Annotated in this window: 27 protein-coding genes and 1 pseudogene; 14 read left to right on the top strand and 14 right to left on the bottom strand. The window is 70.2% G+C overall.

Annotated features, from left to right (window positions below; translation table 11 throughout):
• The first annotated feature begins 156 nt into the window (after positions 1 to 156).
• From bioA to E1218_RS09970, 6 genes are all read left to right on the top strand, one after another.
• On the top strand, positions 157 to 1458 hold the full coding sequence (bioA, locus tag E1218_RS09995) for an adenosylmethionine--8-amino-7-oxononanoate transaminase (RefSeq protein WP_165949216.1): 1302 nt from the start codon (positions 157 to 159) through the stop codon (positions 1456 to 1458).
• Positions 1458 to 2579 (top strand): 8-amino-7-oxononanoate synthase, encoded by a 1122-nt coding sequence (locus E1218_RS09990; RefSeq protein WP_132318570.1) that lies wholly within the window; start codon positions 1458 to 1460, stop codon positions 2577 to 2579. The genes bioA and E1218_RS09990 overlap by 1 nt, the downstream gene beginning before the upstream one ends.
• The gene (bioD, locus tag E1218_RS09985; RefSeq protein WP_132318568.1) at positions 2576 to 3232 is read left to right on the top strand and encodes a dethiobiotin synthase; all 657 of its coding nucleotides are present in this window, start codon (positions 2576 to 2578) and stop codon (positions 3230 to 3232) included. The genes E1218_RS09990 and bioD overlap by 4 nt, the downstream gene beginning before the upstream one ends.
• Complete coding sequence (locus E1218_RS09980) at positions 3229 to 4326, top strand: cytochrome P450 (RefSeq protein ID WP_202865891.1); 1098 nt, start codon at positions 3229 to 3231, stop codon at positions 4324 to 4326. Before bioD ends, E1218_RS09980 begins: the two co-directional genes overlap by 4 nt.
• Before the next feature lie 22 nt (positions 4327 to 4348).
• Entirely contained in the window at positions 4349 to 5899 is a 1551-nt protein-coding gene (gene guaA / locus E1218_RS09975; RefSeq protein WP_132318564.1) for a glutamine-hydrolyzing GMP synthase, read from the top strand.
• 271 nt (positions 5900 to 6170) lie between these two features.
• On the top strand, positions 6171 to 7133 hold the full coding sequence (locus tag E1218_RS09970) for an endonuclease/exonuclease/phosphatase family protein (RefSeq protein ID WP_132318562.1): 963 nt from the start codon (positions 6171 to 6173) through the stop codon (positions 7131 to 7133).
• Here E1218_RS09970 and E1218_RS09965 read toward each other — a convergent pair.
• Genes E1218_RS09965 through E1218_RS37145 form a run of 3 tightly spaced genes read right to left on the bottom strand, consistent with a single transcriptional unit; the run spans position 7128 to position 8765 of the window.
• A complete protein-coding gene (locus tag E1218_RS09965) occupies positions 7128 to 7913 on the bottom strand; it encodes a TetR/AcrR family transcriptional regulator (protein ID WP_132318560.1) in 786 nt (261 codons plus the stop codon). The two genes, E1218_RS09970 and E1218_RS09965, sit on opposite strands and share 6 nt — an antisense overlap.
• A 19-nt stretch (positions 7914 to 7932) precedes the next feature.
• Complete coding sequence (locus E1218_RS37150) at positions 7933 to 8367, bottom strand: Rossmann-fold NAD(P)-binding domain-containing protein (RefSeq protein WP_233712131.1); 435 nt, start codon at positions 8365 to 8367, stop codon at positions 7933 to 7935.
• A complete protein-coding gene (locus E1218_RS37145; protein ID WP_233712130.1) occupies positions 8364 to 8765 on the bottom strand; it encodes an SDR family oxidoreductase in 402 nt (133 codons plus the stop codon). The genes E1218_RS37150 and E1218_RS37145 overlap by 4 nt, the downstream gene beginning before the upstream one ends.
• A 103-nt stretch (positions 8766 to 8868) precedes the next feature.
• Between E1218_RS37145 and E1218_RS09955 the strand changes: the two genes are divergently transcribed.
• Entirely contained in the window at positions 8869 to 9948 is a 1080-nt protein-coding gene (locus E1218_RS09955; protein ID WP_132318558.1) for an Rv2578c family radical SAM protein, read from the top strand.
• 184 nt (positions 9949 to 10132) lie between these two features.
• Here E1218_RS09955 and map read toward each other — a convergent pair whose 3' ends face one another.
• Positions 10133 to 10900, bottom strand: a complete 768-nt coding sequence (gene map, locus E1218_RS09950; RefSeq protein WP_132318556.1) for a type I methionyl aminopeptidase — start codon at positions 10898 to 10900, stop codon at positions 10133 to 10135.
• Positions 10901 to 11001: 101 nt separating this feature from the next.
• Here map and E1218_RS09945 point away from each other — a divergent pair, with 101 nt between their 5' ends.
• Both E1218_RS09945 and E1218_RS09940 read left to right on the top strand, forming a co-directional pair.
• Positions 11002 to 11280 carry a helix-turn-helix domain-containing protein gene (locus E1218_RS09945; RefSeq protein ID WP_132318554.1) on the top strand — a complete coding sequence of 93 codons (279 nt, stop codon included), beginning with the start codon at positions 11002 to 11004 and terminating at the stop codon, positions 11278 to 11280.
• A gap of 175 nt (positions 11281 to 11455) precedes the next feature.
• Positions 11456 to 11998 (top strand): rRNA adenine N-6-methyltransferase family protein, encoded by a 543-nt coding sequence (locus E1218_RS09940; RefSeq protein WP_132318552.1) that lies wholly within the window; start codon positions 11456 to 11458, stop codon positions 11996 to 11998.
• Between the two features lie 61 nt (positions 11999 to 12059).
• Here E1218_RS09940 and E1218_RS09935 read toward each other — a convergent pair whose 3' ends face one another.
• Positions 12060 to 13796 (bottom strand): ABC transporter ATP-binding protein, encoded by a 1737-nt coding sequence (locus E1218_RS09935; RefSeq protein ID WP_132318550.1) that lies wholly within the window; start codon positions 13794 to 13796, stop codon positions 12060 to 12062.
• On the bottom strand, positions 13793 to 15514 hold the full coding sequence (locus E1218_RS09930) for an ABC transporter ATP-binding protein (protein ID WP_132318548.1): 1722 nt from the start codon (positions 15512 to 15514) through the stop codon (positions 13793 to 13795). Before E1218_RS09930 ends, E1218_RS09935 begins: the two co-directional genes overlap by 4 nt.
• 167 nt (positions 15515 to 15681) lie before the next feature.
• Between E1218_RS09930 and E1218_RS09925 the strand changes: the two genes are divergently transcribed.
• Positions 15682 to 16647, top strand: a complete 966-nt coding sequence (locus E1218_RS09925) for a glycerophosphodiester phosphodiesterase family protein (protein ID WP_132318546.1) — start codon at positions 15682 to 15684, stop codon at positions 16645 to 16647.
• Here the strand turns inward: E1218_RS09925 and E1218_RS09920 are convergent.
• Entirely contained in the window at positions 16644 to 17903 is a 1260-nt protein-coding gene (locus E1218_RS09920) for a M48 family metallopeptidase (protein WP_132318544.1), read from the bottom strand. The genes E1218_RS09925 and E1218_RS09920 overlap by 4 nt on opposite strands.
• A gap of 72 nt (positions 17904 to 17975) precedes the next feature.
• Complete coding sequence (locus E1218_RS09915) at positions 17976 to 18320, bottom strand: PspC domain-containing protein (RefSeq protein WP_132318542.1); 345 nt, start codon at positions 18318 to 18320, stop codon at positions 17976 to 17978.
• Positions 18321 to 18501: 181 nt separating this feature from the next.
• Here E1218_RS09915 and E1218_RS09910 point away from each other — a divergent pair, with 181 nt between their 5' ends.
• Positions 18502 to 18843 (top strand): MmcQ/YjbR family DNA-binding protein, encoded by a 342-nt coding sequence (locus tag E1218_RS09910; RefSeq protein ID WP_233712128.1) that lies wholly within the window; start codon positions 18502 to 18504, stop codon positions 18841 to 18843.
• Here the strand turns inward: E1218_RS09910 and E1218_RS09905 are convergent.
• From E1218_RS09905 to E1218_RS35970, 3 genes are all read right to left on the bottom strand, one after another.
• Positions 18818 to 19402: a DsbA family oxidoreductase gene (locus E1218_RS09905; RefSeq protein ID WP_132318540.1), complete on the bottom strand. Its 585-nt coding sequence runs from the start codon at positions 19400 to 19402 to the stop codon at positions 18818 to 18820. The two genes, E1218_RS09910 and E1218_RS09905, sit on opposite strands and share 26 nt — an antisense overlap.
• A gap of 141 nt (positions 19403 to 19543) precedes the next feature.
• The gene (locus tag E1218_RS09900) at positions 19544 to 19843 is read right to left on the bottom strand and encodes an N-acetyltransferase (RefSeq protein WP_165949215.1); all 300 of its coding nucleotides are present in this window, start codon (positions 19841 to 19843) and stop codon (positions 19544 to 19546) included.
• Positions 19795 to 20070, bottom strand: a complete 276-nt coding sequence (locus E1218_RS35970; RefSeq protein ID WP_165949214.1) for a hypothetical protein — start codon at positions 20068 to 20070, stop codon at positions 19795 to 19797. Before E1218_RS35970 ends, E1218_RS09900 begins: the two co-directional genes overlap by 49 nt.
• Positions 20071 to 20335: 265 nt before the next feature.
• Between E1218_RS35970 and groL the strand changes: the two genes are divergently transcribed.
• Positions 20336 to 21961 carry a chaperonin GroEL gene (gene groL / locus E1218_RS09895; protein WP_132318612.1) on the top strand — a complete coding sequence of 542 codons (1626 nt, stop codon included), beginning with the start codon at positions 20336 to 20338 and terminating at the stop codon, positions 21959 to 21961.
• Between the two features lie 158 nt (positions 21962 to 22119).
• Here groL and E1218_RS09890 read toward each other — a convergent pair whose 3' ends face one another.
• Positions 22120 to 22629 (bottom strand): putative immunity protein, encoded by a 510-nt coding sequence (locus tag E1218_RS09890; RefSeq protein WP_202865890.1) that lies wholly within the window; start codon positions 22627 to 22629, stop codon positions 22120 to 22122.
• An 89-nt stretch (positions 22630 to 22718) separates the two neighbouring features.
• Entirely contained in the window at positions 22719 to 23114 is a 396-nt protein-coding gene (locus E1218_RS09885; protein WP_132318534.1) for a ribonuclease domain-containing protein, read from the bottom strand.
• Between the two features lie 216 nt (positions 23115 to 23330).
• Between E1218_RS09885 and E1218_RS09880 the strand changes: the two genes are divergently transcribed.
• Both E1218_RS09880 and E1218_RS09875 read left to right on the top strand, forming a co-directional pair.
• On the top strand, positions 23331 to 24266 hold the full coding sequence (locus tag E1218_RS09880) for a GNAT family N-acetyltransferase (RefSeq protein ID WP_132318532.1): 936 nt from the start codon (positions 23331 to 23333) through the stop codon (positions 24264 to 24266).
• Between the two features lie 122 nt (positions 24267 to 24388).
• A complete protein-coding gene (locus tag E1218_RS09875) occupies positions 24389 to 24844 on the top strand; it encodes a hypothetical protein (RefSeq protein WP_132318530.1) in 456 nt (151 codons plus the stop codon).
• Positions 24845 to 24848: 4 nt separating this feature from the next.
• On the opposite strand, the pseudogene E1218_RS09870 reads toward E1218_RS09875, so the two are convergent.
• Positions 24849 to 25112 (bottom strand): annotated as a pseudogene (locus E1218_RS09870) (epoxide hydrolase); the annotation flags it as partial.

Here is a 25112-nt window from a genome sequence, read left to right as displayed (position 1 = left end):
TAACAAAGGCTTCGCCCAATGTAAGTCGATGACCACGGAATGAGAAGGCCTTAGGAGAGGTGCACCACATCTCACCCACCCGTGCCGCCGCGCCCCACGGCAACGGATTACCGTGTGGATCTTCAGGATCGGAGGCGGGAAGCGGTGGAACAGTCGGTGAGCGAGTGGTTACGGCGGGATTCGGAGCGTCTCTGGCATCCGTACTCCTCGCTGACCGAGCCCTCGCCGGTGCGGCTCGTCCGGGGCGCGTCCGGCGTCCGGCTGCGGCTCGACGACGGCGCCGGCGGGACGGTCGAGGCGATCGACGCGATGTCATCGTGGTGGTGCATGATCCACGGCTACCGCAACCCGGTGCTGGACGCCGCGGTGAAGCGCCAGGTGGACGACTTCAGCCATGTCATGTTCGGCGGGCTGACGCACGAACCCGCGATCCGGTTGGCCGAGCGGCTGGTCGAGATCAGCCCCGCGCCGCTGCGGCACGTGTTCTTCTGCGACTCGGGATCGGTCTCGGTCGAGGTCGCGATCAAGCTGGCGCTGCAGTACCAGGTCGCCCGGGGAAACAGCGGCCGGACCCGGATGCTGACCGTCCGCGGCGGCTACCACGGCGACACCTTCGCGCCGATGAGCGTGTGCGACCCGGTGAACGGGATGCACTCGCTGTTCACCGGAGCGCTGAAGGAGCAGGTGTTCGGCCCGCAGCCGCCGGCCGGGTTCGAGCGCCCGGACGACGATCCGGAGTTCGCCGCCTGGGCCGCGGCGATCACCGGGCTGGCCGAGCGGCAGGCGGACCAGATCGCCGGGATCATCGTCGAGCCGGTCCTGCAGGGCGCGGGTGGGATGTACCCGTACAGCCCGGCCTGCCTGCGGGTCCTGCGCGACCTCGCCGACCGGCACGGCTTCCTGCTGATCCTCGACGAGATCGCCACCGGCTTCGGCCGGACCGGGACGTTGTTCGCCTCCGAGCACGCAGGGGTCGACCCCGACATCCTCTGCATCGGCAAGGCGCTGACAGGCGGCTACCTCTCGATGGCCGCCACCCTGTGTACGACGGAGGTCGCGCACACCGTCTCGGACGGGCCGGGCGGTGCGCTGATGCACGGCCCGACCTTCATGGCCAACCCGCTGGCCTGCGCGGTCGCGCTTGCCTCGATCGATTTGCTGCTGTCGCAGGACTGGGCTGCCCGGGTCGCACGGATCTCCGCCGGCCTGTCGGCCGGACTGGCGCCGGCTGCGTCGCTGCCCGGAGTCAAGGACGTCCGGGTGCTCGGCGCGGTCGGCGTCGTCCAGCTGGGCGGGCCGGTCGACATGAAGCGGATGACGGAGGCCGTGCTGCGGCGGGGCGTGTGGGTCCGGCCGTTCCGCGATCTGGTCTACACGATGCCGCCGTACGTCTGCACCGACGAGGAGATCGCGGCCATCGGCGCCGCGATCACCGGCGCGGTGCGGGAGGTCGGCTGATGCTCGCGGACTGGCTCGCCCCGAAGGCCGCGGCGCTGGAAGCCCGTGGCCTCACCCGCCGCCTCCGCTCCCGCGCAGCCGACGAAGACCTGATCGACCTGGCCGGCAACGACTATCTCGGCCTGTCCCGGGACGCTCGCGTCGTCGGTGCGGCCGCCGAGGCCTTGCGCCTGTGGGGGACCGGCTCGACCGCGTCCCGCCTGGTCACCGGCACGACGTCGCTGCACGAGGAGCTGGAGTCCGCGCTGGCCTCTTACGCCGGCCAGGAGTCCGGGCTCGTCTTCTCCTCCGGCTACCTCGCCAACCTGGGCGTGGTGACGGCGCTCGGCGGTCCGGGTACCTTGATGGTCTCCGACGACCACGTCCATGCCTCGCTGGTCGACGCGTGCCGGTTGTCGCGGTCGCGGGTGGAAGTCGTCCCGCACAACGACGTCGAGGCGGTCGGCAAGGCGCTTGCCGAGCGCAACGAACCGCACGCGCTGGTGCTGACCGAGTCCGTGTTCAGCGTGCTGAGCGACGCCGCCCCGCTGGCCGAGCTGGCCGCCACCGCCGCCGCCCACGACGCGGTCCTGCTCGTCGACGAGGCTCACGGCCTGGGTGTCACGGGTGCGGGCCGCGGCTCGGTGCACGCCGGTGGGCTGGCCGGGCTCGACCACGTCATCGTCACCATGACGTTGTCCAAGGCAATGGCCGCGCAGGGCGGTGTCGTGCTCGGCCCGGCGCTGCTGCGTGAGCACCTGATCAACCGCTCGCGGTCCTTCATCTACGACACCGGGCTCAACCCGGCGGCCTGCGCGGCCGCACTCGCCGCGCTCCGCGTCCTGCAGGCCGAGCCTGAACGCCCGGCCGCGATCCACGCCGCGGCGGCCCGGCTGGCGGCGGCGTGCGACGTACCGCCGTCGTCCGGGCCTGTTGTCTCGGTCCCCCTCCCGGGGCCCCGGGAGACGGTTCAGGCTGCCGAGCTCTGCCTCGACGCGGGTGTCCGGGTCGGCAGCTTCCGGCCGCCGTCCGTGCCCGACGGAGTCAGCCGGTTGCGGTTGACCGCGAACGCCGGCCTGACCGCCGACGACCTGGACCGGGCCTGCGCTGTCGTCACCGACGCGATCGGGCAGGTCTCGTGATCACGATCGTCACTGGCACCGACACCGGCGTAGGGAAGACGATTGCCACCGCGGCCCTCGCCGCACGAGCCGCGCTGTCCGGTTCGGTGGCCGTCGTCAAACCCGCGCAGACCGGCGTCGGCGCCGGCGAACCGGGTGATCTGGCCGAGGTCCGGCGGCTGACGGGACTCGCCGACCTGCACGAAGGGGTTCGGCTGCGCGACCCGCTCGCGCCGACCACCGCGGCCCGGCGCGAGGGTGTTCACCTGCCGACGGTCAAGGATCATGCCTCGTTCGTGTCGGACCTCGCGGCGACCCGGGACACGGTCCTGGTCGAAGGCGCCGGCGGTCTGCTGGTCGGCCTGGACGACGAGGGCCGGGGTCTCGCGGAGTTCGCCGCCGAGTTGTCTGTGCCCTGCGCCTTCGTGGTGGTCACGCGGTCCGGTCTCGGCACTCTCAACCACACGGGCCTCACGGTCGAGGCACTGCGTCGGCGTGACCTGCCCGTCGAAGGACTGGTCATCGGTTCCTGGCCGGCCGAGCCCGACCTGGCCGAGCAGTGCAATCTGGAGGACCTGCCCGCGGTGACCGGCGTACCGGTGATCGGGCGTCTTCCGGCGGGCGCCGGTGAGCTCGAGACCTTCGTGCACGATGCGCCTGGCTGGTTCGTGTGACCGGTTGCCCGGCCCGGTACGACGAGGAGCTCGGGTACTTGGTGGTCGACGATCCTGCGCTGGCCCGGGAAGTGCTGCTGGATCCGGAGACGTTCCGGCCGGACAACGCCGTACTCGCGCATACGCCGCTGTCGGTGAAGGCGTTGCGGGTGCTGGCATCGGTGGGGTTCTCGCTGCCGCCGACGCTGGCGAACAACGCGGGGGAGTCGCACCGGCCGATCCGGGCAGCGGTGGCGCGGTTCTTCAGCCCGGCCCGGGTTGCGGGTGTCGAGCCGTTGACTCGGTCGTTGACGGTCTCGCGGGTGGAGTCGGCCGCTGACCGGTTGGCTGCGGGCTCCGAGGTCGACCTGGTGGAGGCAATCGCTGCGGAGCCACCGGCGCTGGTGCTGCTCGACATGCTCGGCCTGCGCGAGGTCGACGTACTCGCGTTGAAGGCGTGGAGCCGGGACTCGCTGGAGTTGTTCTGGGGGCGGCCCGACGAGGACCGGCAGCTGGAGCTCGCGCACAGTGCGGCGGAGTTCTACGACTGGCTCCGCCGGCGTACGAGGGCCGCGCGACGGGATCAGGGTGACGACCTGTTCGGGGTGCTCGTAGGACTCGGGCTCAGCGACGAGGAGGTGTGCGCGGTCGGGTACTTCCTGCTGATCGCCGGGCAGGAGACGACGATCCAGCTGATCTCCACCGCGTTCCGGCGTTCCCTCGGCGCGGACGCTGTTGCCTCCGACGTCGACCCGGCCGACCTGGTCGAGGGGGTTCTGCGCGAGGCGTCCTCGGTGCCGACGTGGCGCCGGGTCACCGGGCGGCCGGCCACGGTCGGCGAGGTCGAGTTGCCGGCGGGAGCTCCCGTGCTGCTCGGGCTGACCGGGCACGGCGGCCCGGCCGACCTCGCTTTCGGGATCGGGATCCACCGGTGCCTCGGTGCCGGGCTGGCGCGGCTGGAGGCCCGGGTCGCGCTCGAGTGTGCGGCCGGCCTGCTGAGCGACGTGGGCCTGGTGGAAGAACCGCCGATGATCGACCTGCTGTCGTTCCGGGCGCCGCGCCGGCTCCGGGTTGTGACACGGAGTGACGGCCGCCGCGGATTACAGCCCCGCTGACCTGCACCGATAGGCTTTGCGGGTGAGTGAGCATGAGTTGGTTCTGGTCGTCGACTTCGGAGCGCAGTACGCGCAGCTGATCGCGCGCCGGGTCCGCGAGGCCAAGGTGTACTCCGAGATCGTGCCGCACTCGATGCCGGTCGAGGAGATGCTCGCCCGGAACCCGAAGGCGATCATCCTGTCCGGCGGGCCGCAGTCGGTCTACGCCGAGGGTGCGCCGCGGGTCGAGTCCGGGCTGTTCGAGGCCGGTGTACCGGCGTTCGGGATCTGCTACGGGTTCCAGGCGATGGCACAGACACTCGGTGGCGAGGTCCGTCGTACCGGGCTGCGCGAGTTCGGCCGGACGCCGGTGACGGTGAGCTCGGCGGGCACGCTGCTGGCCGGGATCCCCGAGGACCTCAACGTGTGGATGTCGCACGGTGACGCGGTGCACGCGCCGCCGGCCGGCTTCGCCGTCCTGGCGGCCTCCGAGGGCGCGCCGGTCGCGGCGTTCGAGGACCTGGACCGCCGGCTGGCCGGCGTGCAGTGGCACCCGGAGGTGCTGCACTCGCAGGCCGGGCAGGCTGTGCTGGAGCACTTTCTCTACGAGATCGCCGGCTGCAAGGGCGACTGGACCACCACGAACGTCGTCGAGGAGCAGGTCGAGCTCATCCGGCAGCAGGTCGGCGACAAGCAGGTGCTGTGCGCATTGTCCGGCGGCGTCGACTCCGCGGTCGCGGCAGCCCTGGTGCACAAGGCGATCGGCGACCAGTTGACCTGTGTGTACGTCGACCACGGCCTGCAGCGGGCCGGGGAGTCGGAGCAGGTCGAGAAGGACTACGTCGCCGCGACCGGGATCCGGCTCGAGGTGGTCGGCGCCGAGGACCAGTTCCTCGGTGCGCTCGCCGGGGTCACCGATCCCGAGCAGAAGCGGAAGATCATCGGCCGCGAGTTCATCCGGACCTTCGAGGCGACCGCGCGGAAGCTGGACGCCGAGCGGCACATCGAGTTCCTGGTCCAGGGCACGCTCTACCCGGACGTGGTCGAGTCCGGCGGCGGCACCGGGACCGCGAACATCAAGTCCCATCACAACGTCGGCGGCCTGCCCGACGACCTGCAGTTCAGCCTGATCGAGCCGCTGCGGACCCTGTTCAAGGACGAGGTCCGCGAGCTCGGCCTGGCCCTCGGCCTGCCGGAGACCATGGTCTACCGGCACCCGTTCCCGGGCCCCGGCCTCGGCATCCGCATCATCGGCGAGGTCACCAAGGAACGCCTCGACGTCCTTCGCTCCGCCGACCTGATCGCCCGCACCGAACTGACCGCGGCCGGCCTCGACCGCGACATCTGGCAGTTCCCGGTCGTCCTGCTCGCCGACGTCCGTTCGGTCGGCGTCCAGGGCGACGGCCGCACCTACGGCCACCCGGTGGTTCTCCGTCCCGTCACCAGCGAGGACGCCATGACCGCGGACTGGGCCCGCCTCCCGTACGACGTCCTCGAACGGATCTCGACCCGCATCACCAACGAGGTCGACGAAGTCAACCGGGTGACGCTGGACATCACCAGCAAGCCGCCGGGCACGATCGAGTGGGAGTAGTCGGAAGCCTGGTAACGCCGTAGCCGTTGCCACGGTCGTCGCGCGGACATGACCTACCTGCGGCGCTGTCGCGCTCATCTCGCGGGTTGCCGCCCGCGGTGCGGTGTCGGGCCGGCGCGGCGATCAGCCCGCTGATCCGTGGGTGTTAGGCCCACTTACCCGGCGGTAGCCGAGCTCCTCGGGGTCTGCCCGGAAGGCGTTGGCAACTGTTCGCTTGGCGTTGGTGACGCCGGGTTGCGAACGGCGTACTTTGTCAGCAAGGGGAGGGCAGATGGCGCTGACGGTGGGGACCTTCAACCTGAACAACCTGTTCGACCGGTGGAACTTCGCGGGAGCGGTGGACGCGCTCGCGCAGGGGACGAGTTCGGTGCCGGCGACGTACACCTTCGACGACGAGCACCGCCGGCGGCTGCAGTTGGACAGCCGGGGCCGACTGCTGGTCGCGAAGAAGCCCGAGGACACCAACCGGGTCGCCGAGCGGCTGCTCGCCGCGGACGTGGACGTGTGGGTCGTGCAGGAGGTGGAGAACGCCGACGTCCTGCGGGAGTTCAACCGCGACCACCTGAACGGCGCGTACCCGCACTTGATGGTGATCGACGGCAACGACTCGACCCGGTTCATCGACATCGGCGTCCTGTCACGGCGGCCGCTCGGCGGCGTGACCAGTTACCAGCGGGCGTTCCACCCGGAGGTGCCGGACCGGCCGATCTTCTCCCGCGACCTGGTCGAGGCGGAGATCCTGGACGCGCGCGGGCGGAAGGTGCTGACGGTGTTCGGCACGCACCTGAAGTCGAAGTTCGTCGACTTCACCGTCGAGGACCCGGTCGCGGCCGCCGAGGAGGCGCAGTTGCTGCGCACCCGGCAGGCGGACATGATCATGCGGATCATCGCCCAGCGGACGAGCACCCGGCAGCGGTTCCTGCTGTGCGGGGACATGAACGACACCCCGGACTCACCCGCGCTGGCGTCGTTCCAGAAGGCGGGGCTGGTGAACGCGCTGCTGACGCCGACCGAGATCGGCACCGTGACGACGTCGGTCACGCTGCCGGCGAATCCGGCCTGGACGTCGACGTTCAAGGCGTCCGGGCAGCCGCGGGCGTTCGACCTGATCGACCAGATCTGGCTGTCGCCGTCGCTGGCGCCGCGGTTGCGGGAAGCGTTCATCGGCCGGCGGCGGAAGCTCGAACGGGACGGGACCGATCACGACCCGGCCTGGATCTGTCTTGATCTATAGGGCGTCCGACTGTGCCTGGATGCCGTCCAGGAGCCGGTCGAGACCGTAGCGGTAGGCGTCGGTGGCGGCCTCGCGGACGGTGTCCTGGTAGCCGTTCGCGTGCCAGATCGTCGTCATCGCGGGATGTTTTCCGGCGTCGAAGTACGTCTCCCAGAGGTCGCTGCGCTCGTGCCACCAGGCCTCGTGACTCTGTCCGGTCGTGCGCTCGACCTGCAGACTCTCCGCCTCCTGTCCTGCGGCCGAGTCGACGTACGTCGTGATGGCGAGCGCGGCCGTGTTCGTGTCGCGCGGACTCAGGTCGAGGGGGAGCAGGGTGGAGAGCAGGTACTCACGGCCGGCCAGCATGCCCGGGCCGACAGGCGGACGGACGGTGGAGACCCGGGCGAGCCAGGGGTGACGCTGGAACATCGCACGGGTCTCCTCGGAGTACACCTCGACCTGCTCACGCCAGTTCGTCGGTCTCGGCTCTCCTGGAGCGGGAAGCTCGCGCTCGGCCAGGACCTCGTCGACCATGAGGTCCAGCAACTCCTCCTTGGAGGGGACGTAGGTGTAGAGAGTCATGGTGCCGACGCCGAGGGCCTTGGCGACACCGCCCATCGAGGCCGCGTCGAGCCCGCGCTCGTCGGCCAACCGGACACCGGCCCGCACGACTCCGTCGACGTCCAACGACGGCCGCCGGCCCGCACTTCGCCGTCCGTCGCTCGCTGCGGGTCGCTGATTGCGCCAGAGCAGCGCGAGGGTGCGCTCCGGTTGACCTCCACCGCTGTGCCGCACTGTCACGTGCACAGCGTCCCATGCCTCACCGGAAGGCGTCGGCGTTGGCTATCGCCCATTCGCGGTAGGTGACCGCCGGACGACCCGTCAGTGCGGGCACCGTCGGCTCAGGGGCCATCGGATGCTCGGCCATCATCCGGAAGCCGTCGAGCAGCCACTGTGCGGTCTCCTCACCGACGATGGAGCGCCAGAGCGCCAGGTACTGCTGGGGTGACTGCTCCTCGAACCTCACCTCGCGCCCGATCGCCTGGCTGATGTACTCGACCTGCTGCGGAGCCGTCAGCCCTTCCGGCCCGCTCAGGGTGAGCTTCTGCCCGGTATAGCGCTCGCCGGTGATGACGACTCGTGCCACGGCGGCGATGTCGCTGAGGTCGATCGGCGTCTGGACGGCTGCCGGGTAGGGCGCCCGTACGACGTTCCCGGCTTTGATCGACGTGGCCCAGTCCAGGGTGTTGTTCATGAACTGTCCCGGTCGCAGGAATGTCCACTCGAACCCGGCGTCCTCGTCGCCCGCTCGATCTTGTAGTAGTGCCACTCCGACGGATTGCCTTGCTTCTCGTCCTCCGCCGGCTCGCCGGACAGTACGACGACCCGCCGTACGCCGGCCTCCTTCGCGCAGGTGACGAACTCGTCGACGTACGCCGGAAGTGGCGCGAGGTAGACCGTGTCGATGGTGTGCAGGGCTGCCGGGAGCGTCTCGGGTTTGCCGAGGTAGCCCTTCGCGACCTCGACGACGCCGGGCAGCGCGGCCTTCTCCGGGTTGTTGGTGAGCGCGCGGACCGGTGCGTTCGCCGCCACCAGTTCGTCGACCAGCAGGCGCCCCACGCTCGCGGTCGCGCCGGTCACCAGGACCGTCATCTGGTTCCTCCCTCTCCGGATATTCCGTATGGTATACGAGAATGCCTCCGACCGCAGGCGGGCCGACTTGAAGATTCGGGGAACATATGTTCGACTGTCATGCATGAGATGGGCGGGTCAGCAGCTCGACGCGGAGCTCCCAGGGGCGTTGCCGGGGCTCGGGTCGATCGCGGGCCTGGTCCGGTCGGTCACCACGCCGGAATTCCGCGGTGTCACCTTCCACGAGGTGCTGGCGCGGTCGGCGCTGAACTCCGTCCCCGGGACGTCGCTGCCGTTCAACTGGACCATCAATCCGTACCGCGGCTGCACGCACGCCTGCCGGTACTGCTTCGCCCGGCCGACCCACAGCTACCTCGAGCTCGACCAGGGCGACGACTTCGACCGGCAGATCGTGGTCAAGACGAACGTCGTCGACGTGCTCCGGCGCGAGCTCGCCCGGCCGTCCTGGTCCGGCGAACAGGTTGCCCTCGGCACCAACACCGATCCGTACCAGCGGGCCGAGGGGCGGTACCGGTTGATGCCGGGGATCATCGAGGCGCTGGCCGGCTCCGGGACGCCGCTGTCCGTGCTGACCAAGGGGACGCTGCTCCGGCGCGACCTGGATCTGCTGGTCGCGGCGGCCTCGGAGGTGTCCGTGGGCATCGGGGTCTCGCTCGCTCTGGCGGACGAGGAGCTCCGGCGGGTGGTCGAGCCGGGCGTACCGTCCGTCCGCGGACGTCTCGACCTGATCCGCTCGATCCGCGAGGCCGGCCTGTCATGCGGCGTCATGGTCGCGCCGGTGTTGCCGTGGCTCACCGACTCTGCTGACCAGCTCGACGACTTGTTCGGTGCGCTGGCGGATGCTGGTGCCACTGGGGTCACCACTCTGGTGCTGCACCTGCGGCCGGGGGTGAAGGAATGGTTCATGAGTTGGCTCTCTCGTGAGCGCCCTGAGCTGGTCGTCCGCTACGAGTCTCTCTACGCCCACGGCGTCAACGCGGCTCCCAGCTACCAATCCGCGTTCGAAGCCAAAGTCCGGCCCCTGCTGGACAAACACGGCTTCGGTCGCTCGTCCCGCCACCGCGCGGACCCGATGGCGCCATCACACCCCTCCACCACAGCTCGCTTCCGCAAGCCGCGCCACCGGGCGCCGGCCCGCGTCCCCGGCACCTCACCCGACATCAACCAGCAGACCCTCTTCTGATCAGCTGGTGCTCCTCCCATGCGACCGCCACGCGCGCTCCTGCGTCGTGTGCTCGCCGGTCCGGCCCATCGCCCTTGCGCGAGGCTACCGCCGCGTCGTTCGACTGCACGGTGTGTGCCTGGGCGGTCTGCTCGCCCGACCGGGTCACGCGGCCATCGGATTCGCGGGCTGCGCTGTGTGGGGACTACAGGAGCGTGAGGATCTGGGGGCCGTCGTCGGTGATGGCAACGGTGTGTTCCGCATGGGCTCCTCGGGTAGCGTCGGCGGAGCGGAGAGTCCAGCCGTCATCGTCGATGACGTAGGTGCTGCCGGGGCCGGTCCAGAACCACGGTTCGATGGCGAAGACGTGGCCTGGGCGGAGTTTGAGGCCGCGGCCGGGGCGGCCGTTGTTGGGGACGTGCGGGTCCTCGTGCATGCGCCGGCCGATGCCGTGGCCGCCGAAGTCGAGGTTGGTGCCGAGACCGGCTGCCTTGCCGATGCGGCCGATGGCGGCGCTGACGTCACCGAGGCGGTTGCCCGGGACCGACGCGGCGATCCCGGCGGCGAGTGCTTCCTCGGTGGTCGCGATCAGCTCGAGATCCTCGGCGCGCGGCGTACCGACGGGGAAGCTGATCGCGGAGTCGGCGCACCAGCCGTCGACGGACGCGCCGCAGTCGACGTTGAGCAGGTCGCCGTCCTGCAGTATGAGGTCCCCCGGCGGGCCGTGCAGTACGGCGTCATTGACCGACGTGCAGATCACGCCGATGAACGGGGTGTTCGCGAAGGTCGGCTGGTACCCCTCGAACAGCGACACGGCTCCGCCGGACCGCAGTACGTCGCGCGCCACGGCGTCGAGCTCACGCAGTGTCATCCCGACCGCGGCTTCCTTCCTCACCGCGGCCAGTGCGCCCGCGACGACCCGCCCGGCCGCCCGCATCCGCTCGATCTCCGCCGGAGTCTTCAACTCGACCATGCCCGCTCCTCGACCTCGCTCCTCGTCCCGGTCCTCGATCTCGGCGCTGTCCTCGACCGCGGTACTTCACGGATAACTATACCGGTACTATTATCACGGTCATGGTGCGACCACCTCTGTCCAGTTGGGACCGCGAGCGGGGCCGGCAACTCGGGCGGCTGCTCCGCGAGGCTCGTGGTGAGCGCAGCATGGTCGACGTCGCCGCGGCCTGCGGGGTCTCCGTCGACACGCTCCGCAAGATCGAGACCGGCCGGATCCCGACCCCCGCGCTGTTCACCGTCGCCGCGGTGGCCGCGACCCTCGACCTCTCGCTGGACACGCTGGTCGAAGCCTGCCAGGACAATCCGTCCATCCAGGACGATTCCAACCTGATCGCTTAGCGCAGCGCACCACCGGGAAGGTGGCGGCGACGATCACCGCCCGGCCCGCCACCAGCAGGCGTCACGCTTGCGTGCTGACGGCAGCCTCGACTGATCCGCCGGGAAAATGCTTTGAGGGCGCACGGTGCGGCGATCTATCGTCGGCACATGGTTACGTACTTCGTGATGGTCCGTCGTGCCCGCCTCCGGGCAGGCGAGGGGTGCCTGGGGATGGCATCCGCTCGATAGTCGTTGGGCTCAACGGGTCGTGGACGCCGCCGGGGTCAGACCCGGTGAGCTCGTCCTCGACGTCGGAGCCGGACTCGGTGCGTTGACCGCGCCGCTGGTCCAGGCCGGAGCCCAGGTGATCGCCGTCGAGCTCCACCCCGGTCGTGCCGACCGGCTGCGTCGGCGGTTCGCGGATGCGCCGGTGAAGGTGGTTCGCGTCGATGCCGCCGACCTGCGGTTGCCGTCACGGCCGTTCCGGGTGGTGTCGAGTCCGCCGTACAGCGTCTCCACCGCCTTGCTGAAGCGCTTGCTGGCACCGGGCTCCCGCCTGGTGTCGGCAGACTTGGTGCTGCAGCGGGCGGTGGTGAACCGGTGGTCCCGCGGTGACGCGCCAGGTGCGAACCGGTGGTTCCAGCACTACGACCTGTCGATCGGTCTACGCCTTCCCCGCAAGGCTTTCACCCCGCCGCCGCATGTCGACTCAGCAGTCCTGGTACTGCGCAAACGGTAGAAGGAGCGCGGACCCCCACCGGTCAGAGGTGACCGGTGGGGGTCCTCACTGTTGGCACCTGTCAGCCGTGCCAGGACGTCCACAGGGCGGCGTACGAACCCTTCCGCGCGACCAGCTCGTCGTGGCTGCCCAGCTCGGAGATCCGGCCGTCCTCCACCACGGCGACCCGGTCGGCGTCGTGCGCGGTGTAGAGCCGATGAGCGATCGCGATCACGGTCCGGCCCGCCAGCACGGCGGCCAGCGAGCGCTCCAGGTGGCGTGCGGCCCGCGGGTCGATCAGCGAGGTCGCTTCGTCCAGGACCAGCGTGTGCGGGTCGGCCAGCACCAGACGCGCCAGCGCCAGCTGCTGCGCCTGCGCCGGCGTCAACGACAGCTGGCCGGACCCGACGCGGGTGTCCAGACCATCCGGCAGCGCCTCTGCCCACTCGCGTGCGTCGACCGCCGCGAGCGCACTCAGCAACTCGTCATCGGTCGCCGACGGCCGGGCCATCGACAGGTTGTCCCGCAGGGTACCGACGAACACGTGGTGCTCCTGCGTCACCAGCGCGACCTGCTTGCGCAGCTCGTCCAGCGGCAGCTCGGTCATCCCGACCCCGCCGACCGTCACCGAACCCGTGCGCGGCGGATGGATGCCCGCGACCAGCCGCCCGAGCGTCGACTTGCCCGCGCCGGACGGGCCGACCATCGCGACCCGCTCACCCGGCTGGATCGTCAGGTCCACTCCGTGCAGCACGTCGCGGCCGTCGACGTACGAGAACCGGACGTCGCGCGCCTCGACCAGCTCACCCGCCGGCGACCGCCCGGACGGCCTCCGGTCGTCCTGCACGTCGCTGATACCGAGCAACCGTGCGAACGCGGCACCACCGGACTGCAGCTCGTCCAGCCAGGACAGCAGCCGGTCGACCGGGTCGATCAGCTGGTTGACGTACAGCACGGCAGCCGTGACCGCGCCCAGAGAGACATGACCGTTGATGTGCAACCAGCCGCCGAACACCAGCGTCCCGACCACCGGCACGAGATACCCGACCTCGGCCACCGGGAAGTAGATGGTCCGGAGGAACATCGTGTACCGCTCCGCCAGGTAGGAGCCGCGGATGTCCGCGTCGGTCCGCCGGACGCGTTCGTCGTACCGGCGCAGCGCCTCGACGGTGCGGGCGCCCTCGACGGTCTCCGCGAGCGAGCTCGTCATCTGGGCGTACGCCGCGTTCTCGCGCAGGTAGCCGTCCTTCGCGCGCCGCAGGTACCACCACGTGCCCAGCCAAAGCGCCGGGACCATGGCCAGCAGCGGCACCAGCACCCAGACACCCACGAGCAGCGTCGCGCCGACCGTGAACAGCACGGTGACGAACGCGATGATCGTCTCCGGTACGGCGAACCGGACGGTCCGCGAGAGTGTGTCGACGTCACGCGACGTTCGGGACAGCAGGTCACCGGTGCCGGCCCGTTCGACCGTGCCGATCGGCAGCGCGAGCGCGTTGTCGACGAAGTCCTCCCGCAGCTCGGCCAGCACCTGCTCGCCGAGCGCGAACGACCTGAACCGCGCCCACCGCGTCAGCAGCGACTGCGCCACGATGAACACCGCGATCACCAGGATCACCTGGTTGACCTTGCCGACGGTCGTGCCGCGCTGGACGTCCTCGACCAGGCCACCGATCAGCCGCGGCGCGGCCAGACCGGCGATCGCGGCCAGCCCGTGCAGCAGCAACGCGACCAGCAGAGGACGCGGGTGCCGCCGGGCCAGCCGGCGAGCGTGCCGACGGATCTCGGCAGGGCCCGCCACGGGCAGGATCTGCCTCATGTGAGCACCTCCTGTTCTTCCGTCTGCCGGGTGACCGTCCTGCGGTACAGCGGCTCTGTCTCGAGCAACGCGCGATGTTTGCCGGTGGCAACCACTCGGCCGGCGGCGACGAAGATCACCTCGTCGACCCGGTCGAGCAGCAGCGGACTCGCGGTCAGCACGACGGTCGTCCGCTCCGCCCGGTGCTCGCGCAGCCGATCCGCGATCCGCGCCTCGGTGTGCGCGTCGACCGCGGACGTCGGCTCGACCAGCACCAGCACCGACGGATCCGCCAGCAGCGCCCGGACCAGCACCAGCCGCTGCCGCTGACCACCGGAGAACGACCGGCCCTTCTCCTCGACCTCGGAGTCGAGCCCGTCGGCCAGCGCGACCAGCACGTCCTCGGCCGACGCCGTCCGCATCGCGGCCATCAGTTCGTCGTCGGTACGCCGGTTGTCCGGGTCCAGCTCCCGGCGCAACGTGCCGGTGAACAACTGGGAACCGGTGTCGCTCACCAGGATCCGGGATCGCACGTCCTCGCGAGTGGCACTGGCCAGCGTGACTCCGCCGTACCGCACCTCGCTGGTGTCGTCGTAGCGGCCGAGGCGATCGGCCAACTCGTCGTACACGTCGGGCTCGACCGCCACGATCGCCGTCAGCTGTCCGTCGCGGACCCGGATGCCGGAGACCGGATCGACCAGGTCACCGCCGTCGGGCAGCCGCACCGGCTCCGCCGGATCGGTGATGTCGGGCGACAGCGAGAGCACACGGATGACCCGCCGGGCCGCGACCAGGCCGCGCATCAACTGGTTGGCGAACTCGGTGGCCGTGCGCAGCGGCAGCACCAGGAACGTCGCGTAGCCGTAGAACGCGACGAGCGAGCCGGCGCTGAGCTCGCCACGGAGGGCGAAGTGCGCACCGATGCCGACCACGAGGACGACGAACACGCCGGGCAGCAGCACCTGCGCCGCGTCGAGCACCGACTGGATCCGCGCGACCTTCACACCGGCCTGCCGGACCTGCTGCGACTCGCGGCGGTAGCGGCGGGAGAAGGACTCTTCGCCGCCGATGCCGCGCAGCACCCGCAGACCGGCCACGATGTCGGAGCCGAGTGAGTTCAGCTCGCCGACCGCGTCGCGCTGCGCCGACTGCCGCCGGTGCAGCGGCCGCAGCATCGGCCCGAGGCAGAACAACATGACCGGTACGCCGATCAGCACGACGAGGCCGAGCGTGGTCGAGGTCGACAGCAGGATCGAGGCGACCACGACGAAGGCCATGATCGCGCCGGTGAACCGGGCCGAGATCTCCATCAGGTTGCCGATGTAGGCCAGGTCGCCGGCGCCGATGCTGACCACCTCGCCGGTGGCCAGGTTCTTCGGCAGGGTCGCGCCCAGGTCGGCCGACTTCCGGGTGACCACCTGGACCGTGCGGTAGGCGGCGGACAGCCAGTTCGTCACCGCGAACCGGTGCCGCATGATGCCGGCCATCGCCTGCACCACGCCGACCGCGAACAGCACCGCGGTCCACTGCAGCAGCCGGTCGCCGTCGCGCGCGGCGACGCCCTCGTCGATCGCCCGGCCGAGGATCGCCGGGATGAACGCCTGCGCGCCCATCCACAGGATGCCGAACGCCATCCCGCCGACGAGCGTGCGCGACTGACCGCGGGCGACCCAGAGCAGGTAGCGGGCCGGCGAGCGGTGGTCGGGGACGCCGGGATCGGCGAGTGGCAGCTGTTTCATGACCTCCTCAGGCTAGGTGCGGCGACCGACAGTCCGCATGCGAATTACTCGCACCTGTGGACGGTCACGATCCGTGCCGCCGCCGTCTCCCGGCGCATCGGAAGAGCTTCATCTTGCGTTGGGCAACGAGTTCCCGGGCCGCCATGTGCGCCGCCTGTCCTGGGACCATGCTGGTGATCGCGCATCGGGGAGCGAGTGGCTATCGCCCGGAACACACGCCGGCGGCGTACCGCCTGGCCGCGGAGCTCGGGGCCGACTTCCTGGAACCGGACCTGGTCGCCACCCTCGACGGCGTCCTGGTCTGCCGGCACGAGAACGAGATCTCCGGTACGACGGACGTCGCCGACCACCCGGTGTTCGCCGACCGGAAGATCACCAAGATCGTCGACGGGACCGCGGTCACCGGCTGGTTCGTCGAGGACTTCACCTACGAGGAGCTGCGCAGCCTGCGGGCCCGCGAGCGGATGCCCTGCCTGCGCGCCGGCAACACGGCGTACGACGGGCTGGAGATCATCCCGACCTTCGACGAGGTGGTGGCCCTCGCCCGGCAGGAGTCCCAGCGACTCGGCCGGCGCATCGGCGTACTGCCGGAGATCAAGCACCCGGCGTACTTCCGGCGGCTCGGGCTGCCGCTGGAGGAGCTGCTGACCGAGCGGATCCTCACACTCGGACTGCGAACCGACGAGATCATGGTGCAGTCGTTCGAGCCGACCAGCCTGCGCCGGTTGTCGGTGATGACCCGGGTGCCGCTGGTGCAGTTGGTGGACTCCGAGAGCGCGCCGCACGACTTCCTCCGCACCGGTGACGGCCGGTCGTTCGCGGACCTGATCGCGCCTGCCGGTCTGCGTGAGATCTCGACGTACGCGCAGGTCCTGGCGCCGCACAAGGATCTGGTCGTCCCCCGCCGGCCCGACGGCTCCCTGGGCGAGCCGACACGCCTCATCGACCAGGCACACCGCGCCGCGCTCGCCGTCCACGTCTGGACCTTCCGCGCCGAACGCCGCTTCCTCCCCACCGGCACGGACTTCCCGACCGAGCTCTCCCGCTTCACCACCCTCGGCATCCAGGCCGTTTTCACCGACCACCCCGACCACGCGGTCGCAGCCCTCCGGAAGCCCGCCCTGAAGGTCTAGAGCTCACTCCGCAGCTCCGCCAGAACGCGGTGTGCCGGGTCCGCGAGCTCGCGGTCGATGGCGGCGCTCTCGCTGATGCCGAGGACGACGCGTGCTGTCGTCGCGGGCCGGGCCCGGAGCAGCTTGATCCGAAGGTACGTGGGCGGGTGCGAGGCGTCGGTCCGGGTCTCGCGGGCACGGCTGGCGCGGACATGCCGCTCGATCTCCCGCGCGGGCACTTCGCTCACGCTCCGCCGTACTGCCTCCAGCGAACTGACGTCGCCCGGGAAGCGCAGGGCTCGTTCCATCGCGTGGTACGCCCTGTCCGCCAGCAGCAGGCGTTCCAGCGCCCGGGCGGCCGCCTCCGACCCTGCGATCTCGCCGGACCGCCGATCGGCGAGGTACTCCTCCCGCTGACCGCTGCGCAGCTCGAGTCGCAGGAGCAGCCAGGCGATGCCGCGGACGAGGCCGCCGACGGTGGCGTTGACCAGGCGGCTGGCGAAGGTGGCGCCGGTGTAGTCCTCGTAGCCTTCCTCGCGCCGGATTCGGTCCCCATGCTGCTCGGAGAAGGTCTGATGCAGCTCGTCCAGGACGGACCAGGCACCCGCCAGCAGCCAACTGCTGCCGGCGTCGCCGTTGCGGCCGTGGCCGAACTCGTGCGCCAGTACGGCCACTCGCTCCTGTGGCCGCAGTCCGGCCCACAGCGGCAGTCCGATGCCGACGACCGGCCGGAAACGCCATCCGACCTGTTGGTACGAGATGTTGGCGTCTGCGTCGACGACAACGGCGGTCGCCTTCCGGGTGCCGACAGCGGTCGCGACTTCGTCCAGCACGCGGAACAGGACGGGTGCCTGGTCGCGGTGGACCAGTTGCGCGTCTGTGGGCAGTCGGCCGAGGCGTGGGCGGAGGAGGAAGGTCAGGCAGAAGGCGAGCAGCGCCAGGGGGACGCTCAGCCAGAGCGGCCGATAGAGGGCGAGCAGCGCGATCCCAGCCAGGAGACAGGCCAGCGGCACCAGCAGGATCAGTGCGGACAGCACATGCGCGGCGATGCGGGCCGCGTCCCATCCCGGCCGGTGGACCGCGCCGGTCTCGAGCTCGCGGTACAGCGACTCCGCGAGCCGGTGCTCGAGCTTGAGTCGCCAGGCAGGGGTCGAGTCCTCGACCGGCGAGGGGTCGACGTTCCAGTCGCACTTGTCACACCAGGTGACGTAGCGCCGGTCGACCCGGATCTGGTGCCCGCACTCGGGGCAGTTCGTGACTTCGCCGGCGCTCTGCACGCGAGAAGTGTGCCAGTACCGGGCAGCGGGGTGACGGCTCCGTCGCGGCGCCTCACCCTGCTGCTGCGTCGGTCATGCCGCTGGGGGCTTGTTGTCGGTCGGGTTGGTGTCGTCGTAGATGCGGGCGGCGATGTCGGCCTCGGGGGTCGGTTGCGGCTGGTTCACCGACTGCTGGACGTTCTGCCAGACGGCCTTGCCGTCGGACTCCGGGATCACGACCCAGGCCACCACGTAGCCGATCAGGGCCGTGCCGCCGGTGAGCAGGGTCAGGCCGACGATGCCGAGGCGGACCAGAGTCACGTCGACGTTCAGGTACTCCGCGATGCCGCCGGAGACACCGGAGAGCATCCGCTGCTCGCGGGAGCGGCGCAGGACCTTGCCGGACAGGTTGGAGAACGGTGCGTTGGAGTTCGTCATGGCTCAACTCTCCCGCCCGCAGGGTGTCCGCCATATCCGGATCGGTACCGACCCGACCCTGGCCCGACCCCGGGACCCCGAACCGGCGGCCCTGACGACTTTCGGACCGGACCAGGAGTGCCTGACCGTGGCGGAGGGGCGGGGACGGAGAAATGTCCGTGGCCGCGGCTACGGTCGGAGGATGGACGTCGACGTACTGACGAAGGTCGTGCTCGGGCTGCCGGAGGTCGAGGAGCACGAGGGCTGGGCCGGTCAGCCGGTCTTCAAGGTGCGAGGCAAGAGCTTCGCGTACATGTCCGAGGACGGCGCCAGACTGCTGCTCAAGGCGCTTCGCGAGGAGCAGGAGGCCCTGGTCGCCGACGACCCGGACGTCTACGCGCCGTCGTGGGCGTCCGGACGGTTCGCCTGGCTCGACGTCATGATCGAAGCGGCCGACGACCAGGAGCTTCGCGAGCTCGTCACCGAGGCCTGGCGACTGAGCGCCCCCAAGCGTCTGGTCAGCCGGTTGGACGCAGCACAGTAGTCAGGTCCCGGAACCACGCCCGCGGCCGCAGCCCGCTGACGGACTGGCCCAGGACGTTCCAGGTGGGTGTGCCGCTCACGCCGTACTCCTTGGCCTGGCGCTCGGACCGGGCCAGGGCCTCGTACGCCGTCCCGCCGGTCAAAGCGATCCGCAGACGCTCACCGCTGCCGCCGGCCGACTCGGCCATGGTGGCGAGCAGGTCGACGGACTCGATGTCGTGCCCGTGGCCGAAGTACGCGGAGAAGACCGACTCTGCGAACCGCTGCGCGACCTTGGGCCGGAGGCTGTTCAGCCACTCGAAGGCGGCCAGCGCGGTCCGCGTGTTCGGCGTCCGGGCCGACCAGCGCAGCGGTAGCCCGGCCGCCTCGGCCTCGCGGGCGAGGAAGTCGTACGCCGGCCCGACCCGCGGACCGGCGGGCCGGCCGCCCGGCGGGATCTCGGGATGGATCCGGATCGCGTGCTCGACCACCTCGAGCCCACGCTCGCGGAGGATCCGGTTGCGGTCCTGCGCGACGTAACAGTACGGACAGACGAAGTCGAACCAGTGCTCGACGACCATCAAACTCCTCGAAGGTCAACTACGCGCGCAGTGGGGGTCGCGTCACAGCCGCGCGGGAGAGGGAGGCCGGACGATTCCAACCTGATTGAATCTTAATCTTCAACACAAGCAGCAGGGCACGGCAGCAGCTCCCGAGAGGGTCTAGAACTCTCTGCGGACCAGGACCCAGCGGTCGCTGGTGCGGCTGACCTCGGTGAAGCCGGCGTCGAGGAAGACGGAGAGCGGGCCACGATAGAGGTCGGCCGAGGACGTGCGGTCAGCGAGTGCGGTGTCGACGGCACAGCCCTCCACGACAGCGGCGCCCTGTGACCGGGCGAACTCGACCGCGCCGAGCGCGAGCTCCCCGGCCAGCCCCTGGCGGCGGTGGCCGACGGGTACGACGAAGCACGAGATCACCCAGGCGTCGGGGCGGTCGGTGCGCCAGTTGGTTGAGGCGACCACCCGGGGTACGACGTCCGCGGGGCGACCGCGCACCAGCCGACCGGTGTCTCACCGTCGTACGCGAGGACTCCGGGCGGGACGTCGCCCTTGCGGACCTGGTCGCGGAGGCCGCGCCGGTTGCGCTCGCGGGTGGCGGCGTTCCATTGCTGTCCGCGCAGGCGGAAGTACTGGCAGAAGCAGCGCGCAGGATCCCCGCGCTCGCCCATCCCGCGGCGAGGTCCGGCCACGCGTCCGGTCCGGCCGCCCGTACGTCCACCATGGACCTACGGTAGCGAGGGCCTGGCTTGCACTCGCTTGGGTCGAGTGCTAATACTTGGTTAGCACTCCACGGGTGAGAGTGATAAGGCTCGTCGCCCCGGTGTGTGACAGAAGACGGCCTCGATGAGGTGCCGGAGCGTGGCGGGACGTGACCGCCGCGACCTCGGCGCCGTCCGTCGCGGGCATCCCGGCCGGCTGAACCACAAAGACTCGACGCGGGAGGACTCGCGGAGAATGCCCAAGCTGATTTCTTTCAATGAAGAGGCGCGCCGCGGCCTCGAGCGGGGTATGAACACCCTCGCCGACGCCGTCAAGGTGACGCTTGGCCCGAAGGGCCGCAACGTCGTCCTGGAGAAGAAGTGGGGCGCCCCCACGATCACCAACGACGGTGTCTCCATCGCCAAGGAGATCGAGCTCGAGGACCCGTACGAGAAGATCGGGGCCGAGCTCGTCAAGGAAGTTGCGAAGAAGACCGACGACGTCGCGGGTGACGGCACCACCACCGCCACCGTGCTGGCCCAGGCTCTCGTCCGCGAGGGTCTGCGCAACGTCGCGGCCGGCGCCAACCCGATGAGCCTGAAGAAGGGCATCGAGAAGGCGACCGAGGCCATCAGCGAGCAGCTGCTGTCGCTGGCCAAGCCGGTGGAGACCCGCGAGCAGATCGCGGCGACCGCGTCCATTTCTGCCGCCGACAACCAGGTCGGCCAGATCATCGCCGAGGCGATGGACAAGGTCGGCAAGGAAGGCGTCATCACCGTCGAGGAGAGCAACACCTTCGGCCTCGAGCTCGAGCTCACCGAGGGCATGCGCTTCGACAAGGGCTACATCTCGCCGTACTTCGTCACCGACACCGAGCGGATGGAAGCGGTCCTCGACGACCCGTACATCCTGATCGTGAACAGCAAGATCTCGAGCATCAAGGACCTGGTCCCGGTGCTGGAGAAGGTGATGCAGACCGGCAAGCCGCTGGCCATCATCGCCGAGGACATCGAGGGCGAGGCGCTGGCCACCCTGGTCGTCAACAAGATCAAGGGCACCTTCAAGGCCGTCGCCGTCAAGGCGCCGGGCTTCGGTGACCGCCGCAAGGCCATGCTGGTCGACATCGCCGTCCTCACCGGCGGCGAGGTGATCTCCGAGGAGGTCGGCCTCAAGCTCGACTCCGTCGACCTGGAGCTGCTCGGCCAGGCCCGCAAGATCGTCGTCACCAAGGACGAGACGACCATCGTCGAGGGCGAGGGTGACGCCGACCAGATCGCCGGCCGGGTGAACCAGATCCGCGCCGAGATCGAGAAGTCGGACTCCGACTACGACCGCGAGAAGCTGCAGGAGCGGCTGGCCAAGCTGGCCGGCGGCGTCGCGGTGATCAAGGTCGGCGCGGCCACCGAGGTCGAGCTGAAGGAGCGCAAGCACCGGATCGAGGACGCCGTTCGCAACGCGAAGGCGGCCGTCGAGGAGGGCATCGTCGCCGGTGGCGGCGTGGCCCTGCTGCAGGCGTCCGTGGCGGCGTTCGAGAAGCTGGAGCTCGACGGTGACGAGGCGACGGGTGCGCAGATCGTGCGCTCGGCCGTCGAGGCCCCGCTGAAGCAGATCGCCGTGAACGCCGGCCTCGAGGGCGGCGTCGTGGTGGAGAAGGTCCGCAACCTCGAGACCGGGCACGGCCTGAACGCCGCGACCGGTGAGTATGTCGACCTGATCGCCACCGGCATCATCGACCCGGCCAAGGTGACCCGCTCGGCGCTGCAGAACGCGGCCTCGATCGCGGCCCTGTTCCTCACCACCGAGGCGGTCATCGCCGACAAGCCGGAGAAGGCCGCGGCCGCTCCGGGTGGCGCCCCTGACATGGGCGGCATGGACTTCTGATCCACTGAGGTCCGACAGCACAGCAGTACAGGCGGTCCCGGGGATTGATCCCGGGACCGTTTGCTGTGCGGTGGCGGGAGGTAGAAGGTCCGACAGCACACAGCAGTACCCGAGCGGTCCCGGGCTGATGTCCGGGGCCGCTTGCCGTTGGGCGGGCGTCAGCGACGGAGGCCGGCGTCGAGCAGGTGGTAGAGGGTGCCTCGCCGGGTGCGGCTCGGGTCGCGGGGCGGCCAGCGTCGTACCACGTCGCGGATGACAGGCGACGCGTGACCGATCGCCCAGCGGATCTCCTTGTCGCCGGCGGTGGGGTCGCCGGCGGCGGACTCGCGGGCCTGGGCGAGGTAGACGGCCGAGGCGAGGACGTGCTTGACCTGGTGAGGGCTGTCGAGGTCGTGGATGTACGGCGCTCCGGCCGCACCCAGCGCGGAACGGGCCGCGGCCGAGGCGGCCGGATCGTCGACCTCACCGGCCGCCGTCTGGGCTGCCCAAGCGGCTGAACGTTGCCGCTTCGTCCGTTCGGCTCCGTCCGCGTACGCCCGGGCAGCGGCGATCGCCTCGCGCGGGCGGGTGTCGCCAGGGGCGGCTGCCTCGAACAGTGGCAGGGCACGTTCTGCACAGTCGGCACAGAACCGGGTGACTGCACGACGCTCGTCATCGGTCAGCTTCATGTGTGTCAATCGTATCTTTGGAGCTACTGATGGAGACTTCTGCAGGGCACGAGCACAGACGATGCCGCAGAAGTCTCAACGCACCAGGTTCAGCTGTCCTCGTCGACCGCGCAGAACGACGAGTAGTGGTCGTCGGTGTAGTACACGTACGCCGGTGTCGTCACCGCTCCGCCGCCGACCAGCCGGCGAGCGCCGCGGTCGTCCGAGCCGGGCGTCTCCACGGTGTACTCGTGGTAGTAGCCCGTGGATCCGTCCGGCAGGATGCCCTCCCGGTTCTGGACGGCGTTCCCGTCCTGCTCGTACGGGAACGGCCCGCCGGAGTGGATCAGCTCCAGCGTGTCCGAGGCCTGTGACGGCAACGAACTGAGTGCACAGGTGGGGATGGCGGTGACTGTGGTCACCGACGTCGACTCAGGTGCGGCGTACGCCGTCGAGCCGAGTGTGGCCGCGGTGGCGAGGGTGAGGGCGGCGACGAGTTTTCTCATGTGCCGGAGGGTCCCCGGGCGACGCGACCCTGGCACATTCCAGGTCTGAATAACAGTTGGAGTATGACCCTCCGAGGTCCTAGTGTTTGGCCCGGCGAGAAGGATCCCCGAGCGGAAGGAGCGACCGATGAGCACACTGGCTTGTTTCCCGGCGCGCCCGGTCCGCTCGCACAGCTCGCACTGAGCGGAGCGGTCGCGCCTCCTGTTGGAGGATTCGTGAACATCCGCACCACTGTCGAGGCCGACCTCGACACCATTCATGCGTTGATCGAGCAGCAATCGGTCAACACCGTCACCCGCGAGCGCTACGACGAGTTCCTTGCCGAGGGTTTCTACCGGCACGACTGGAGCTGGGTCGTCGAGGAGAACGGCGCGATCCGGGCGCTGGCGATCTGGTGGGGGTTGCCCAGCCACGATCACCCGTTCAGCATCGACGGCCTCTACTACGCCGGCGATGCCGACCCGGTGCCGGCCTGGACCGCGCTGATCGAGCACACTCTCAGGTCACGCCCGGCCGATGCCGAGCCGTCGGAGTACCACTTCTTCCTGTCTCCGGACTGGAAGGAGCAACCGAGCGTGGTCGCCGAGCTGGCGCCGCGGCGGAAGGCCGCCGAGGCGGCCGGTCTGACCGGGGTGACGGAACGGCTGCGGTACGACTGGAAGCCGGAGTACGGACTGCCGCCGCGATCGACCCGGTTGCGGTTCGCGGAAGCCGGTGACGAGGCGTTCGTGGACGTGTTCCGGCGCGTGCACGAAGGCACCCTCGACGCGGCGAGCGCGCGGTCGGTCGCCCGCCTCGGCGCCGACGGCGCGGCCCGCGAGGAGCTCGAGGTGTACAAGTCGATGCCGAACAGCGACCGGTCCTGGTGGCGGCTCGCGTACGACGCCGACGGCCAGCTGGTCGGGTTCGCGATCCCGTCGGCGAACCAGGGCGGACCGACGGTGGGCTACCTCGGCGTGCTGGCCGAGCATCGCGGTCACCGCTACAGCGACGACCTGCTGGCGGAGATCACCCATTTCCTCGTGGAGCGGGGTGCGGAGCGCATCACCGCGGACACCGACTTCGGCAACGTGCCGATGGCCAGGAGCTTCGAACGCCAGCACTATCGGAACTTCGCGGTCCGGGTGGTGCTGTCGTTCCCGGTGAGCTGACGCCGGCCCTCGGCGCGTCCGGCCAGGGCGCGCCGAGGGGGAGACGGCGGCGGCTTCGGCCAATAAGCTCCGTGACATGTCAGAGTGCTCCGGTGGGTGCCGGGGACGGGGCGGGACCGGCGATGCGTGACATCGCGCTCATCCTGCATGTCGCCTCGGGGGTGCTGGCGGTGCTGGTCGGCCCGGTGGCGGTCGTCCTCACCTTGCGCCGGCGCGGCCTCAACTGGGCCGGCGAGGTCTATCACTGGGCGATCGCGATCGTCTGTCTGAGCGCCCTGGTGATGGTCCCGTACGACTGGGGCCGGCTCTGGTTCTTCTGGCCGATCTCGGTCGCGACGTACCTGTTCGTCTATCTCGGGCAGCGCGCCGCGGAGGCTCCCGGCGGGCTCTGGTACCGCGGTGTCCTGCGCGGGTACGGCGGTGGCTTGATCGCCTTGTGGACAGGGATCCTGGTGGTCAGTGCGCCCCGGCATCCCTGGTCGTGGGTGCTTCCGATCGTCGTCGGCTCCGTGCTGATCGAGTGGATGTGTTTCCGGCCGATGCCGGGCTGGACCAGGGAGGCCCAGCCCGGCGGGTGACGGCTCAGCGCAGCGGACCGAAGAACAGCCGGAGGTCCGCGGCCAGCAGGTCCGGCACCTCCATCGCGGCGAAGTGGCCGCCGCGGTCGTACTCCTGCCAGTGGGTCATCTTCCCGGCCGGGTCGGCGAACTTCCTGATCGCCGTCTCGGCGCCGAACACCGCGACCCCGGTCGGCGGCCCGGTCACCCCCTCGGCGCCCCACCCCTCGGAGCCGCCTTCGGCCTGCTGGGCGGCGTACGCCTTCCAGGCCTGCATGCCGTCGTACAC

The sequence above is a fragment of the Kribbella turkmenica genome (assembly GCF_004348725.1).
GTDB classification, from domain to species: Bacteria; Actinomycetota; Actinomycetes; order Propionibacteriales; family Kribbellaceae; genus Kribbella; species Kribbella turkmenica.
Note: the sequence above shows the minus strand (reverse complement) of the source record. Positions and strands in the feature narration are given on the sequence as shown.

Coding starts and splice junctions, on each gene's coding strand:
- E1218_RS09990 (WP_132318570.1), top strand. CDS start 1,458: ATGCTCGCGGACTGGCTCGCCCCGAAGGCCGCGGCGCTGGAAGCCCGT.
- groL (WP_132318612.1), top strand. CDS start 20,336: ATGCCCAAGCTGATTTCTTTCAATGAAGAGGCGCGCCGCGGCCTCGAG.
- E1218_RS09910 (WP_233712128.1), top strand. CDS start 18,502: ATGGACGTCGACGTACTGACGAAGGTCGTGCTCGGGCTGCCGGAGGTC.
- map (WP_132318556.1), bottom strand. CDS start 10,900: ATGGTCGAGTTGAAGACTCCGGCGGAGATCGAGCGGATGCGGGCGGCC.
- E1218_RS09905 (WP_132318540.1), bottom strand. CDS start 19,402: ATGGTCGTCGAGCACTGGTTCGACTTCGTCTGTCCGTACTGTTACGTC.
- E1218_RS09930 (WP_132318548.1), bottom strand. CDS start 15,514: ATGAAACAGCTGCCACTCGCCGATCCCGGCGTCCCCGACCACCGCTCG.
- E1218_RS09970 (WP_132318562.1), top strand. CDS start 6,171: ATGGCGCTGACGGTGGGGACCTTCAACCTGAACAACCTGTTCGACCGG.
- E1218_RS37150 (WP_233712131.1), bottom strand. CDS start 8,367: ATGAACAACACCCTGGACTGGGCCACGTCGATCAAAGCCGGGAACGTC.
- E1218_RS09915 (WP_132318542.1), bottom strand. CDS start 18,320: ATGACGAACTCCAACGCACCGTTCTCCAACCTGTCCGGCAAGGTCCTG.
- E1218_RS09925 (WP_132318546.1), top strand. CDS start 15,682: ATGCTGGTGATCGCGCATCGGGGAGCGAGTGGCTATCGCCCGGAACAC.
- E1218_RS09875 (WP_132318530.1), top strand. CDS start 24,389: ATGCGTGACATCGCGCTCATCCTGCATGTCGCCTCGGGGGTGCTGGCG.
- E1218_RS09935 (WP_132318550.1), bottom strand. CDS start 13,796: ATGAGGCAGATCCTGCCCGTGGCGGGCCCTGCCGAGATCCGTCGGCAC.
- E1218_RS09885 (WP_132318534.1), bottom strand. CDS start 23,114: ATGAGAAAACTCGTCGCCGCCCTCACCCTCGCCACCGCGGCCACACTC.
- E1218_RS37145 (WP_233712130.1), bottom strand. CDS start 8,765: ATGACGGTCCTGGTGACCGGCGCGACCGCGAGCGTGGGGCGCCTGCTG.
- E1218_RS09955 (WP_132318558.1), top strand. CDS start 8,869: ATGAGATGGGCGGGTCAGCAGCTCGACGCGGAGCTCCCAGGGGCGTTG.
- E1218_RS09945 (WP_132318554.1), top strand. CDS start 11,002: ATGGTGCGACCACCTCTGTCCAGTTGGGACCGCGAGCGGGGCCGGCAA.
- E1218_RS09890 (WP_202865890.1), bottom strand. CDS start 22,629: ATGAAGCTGACCGATGACGAGCGTCGTGCAGTCACCCGGTTCTGTGCC.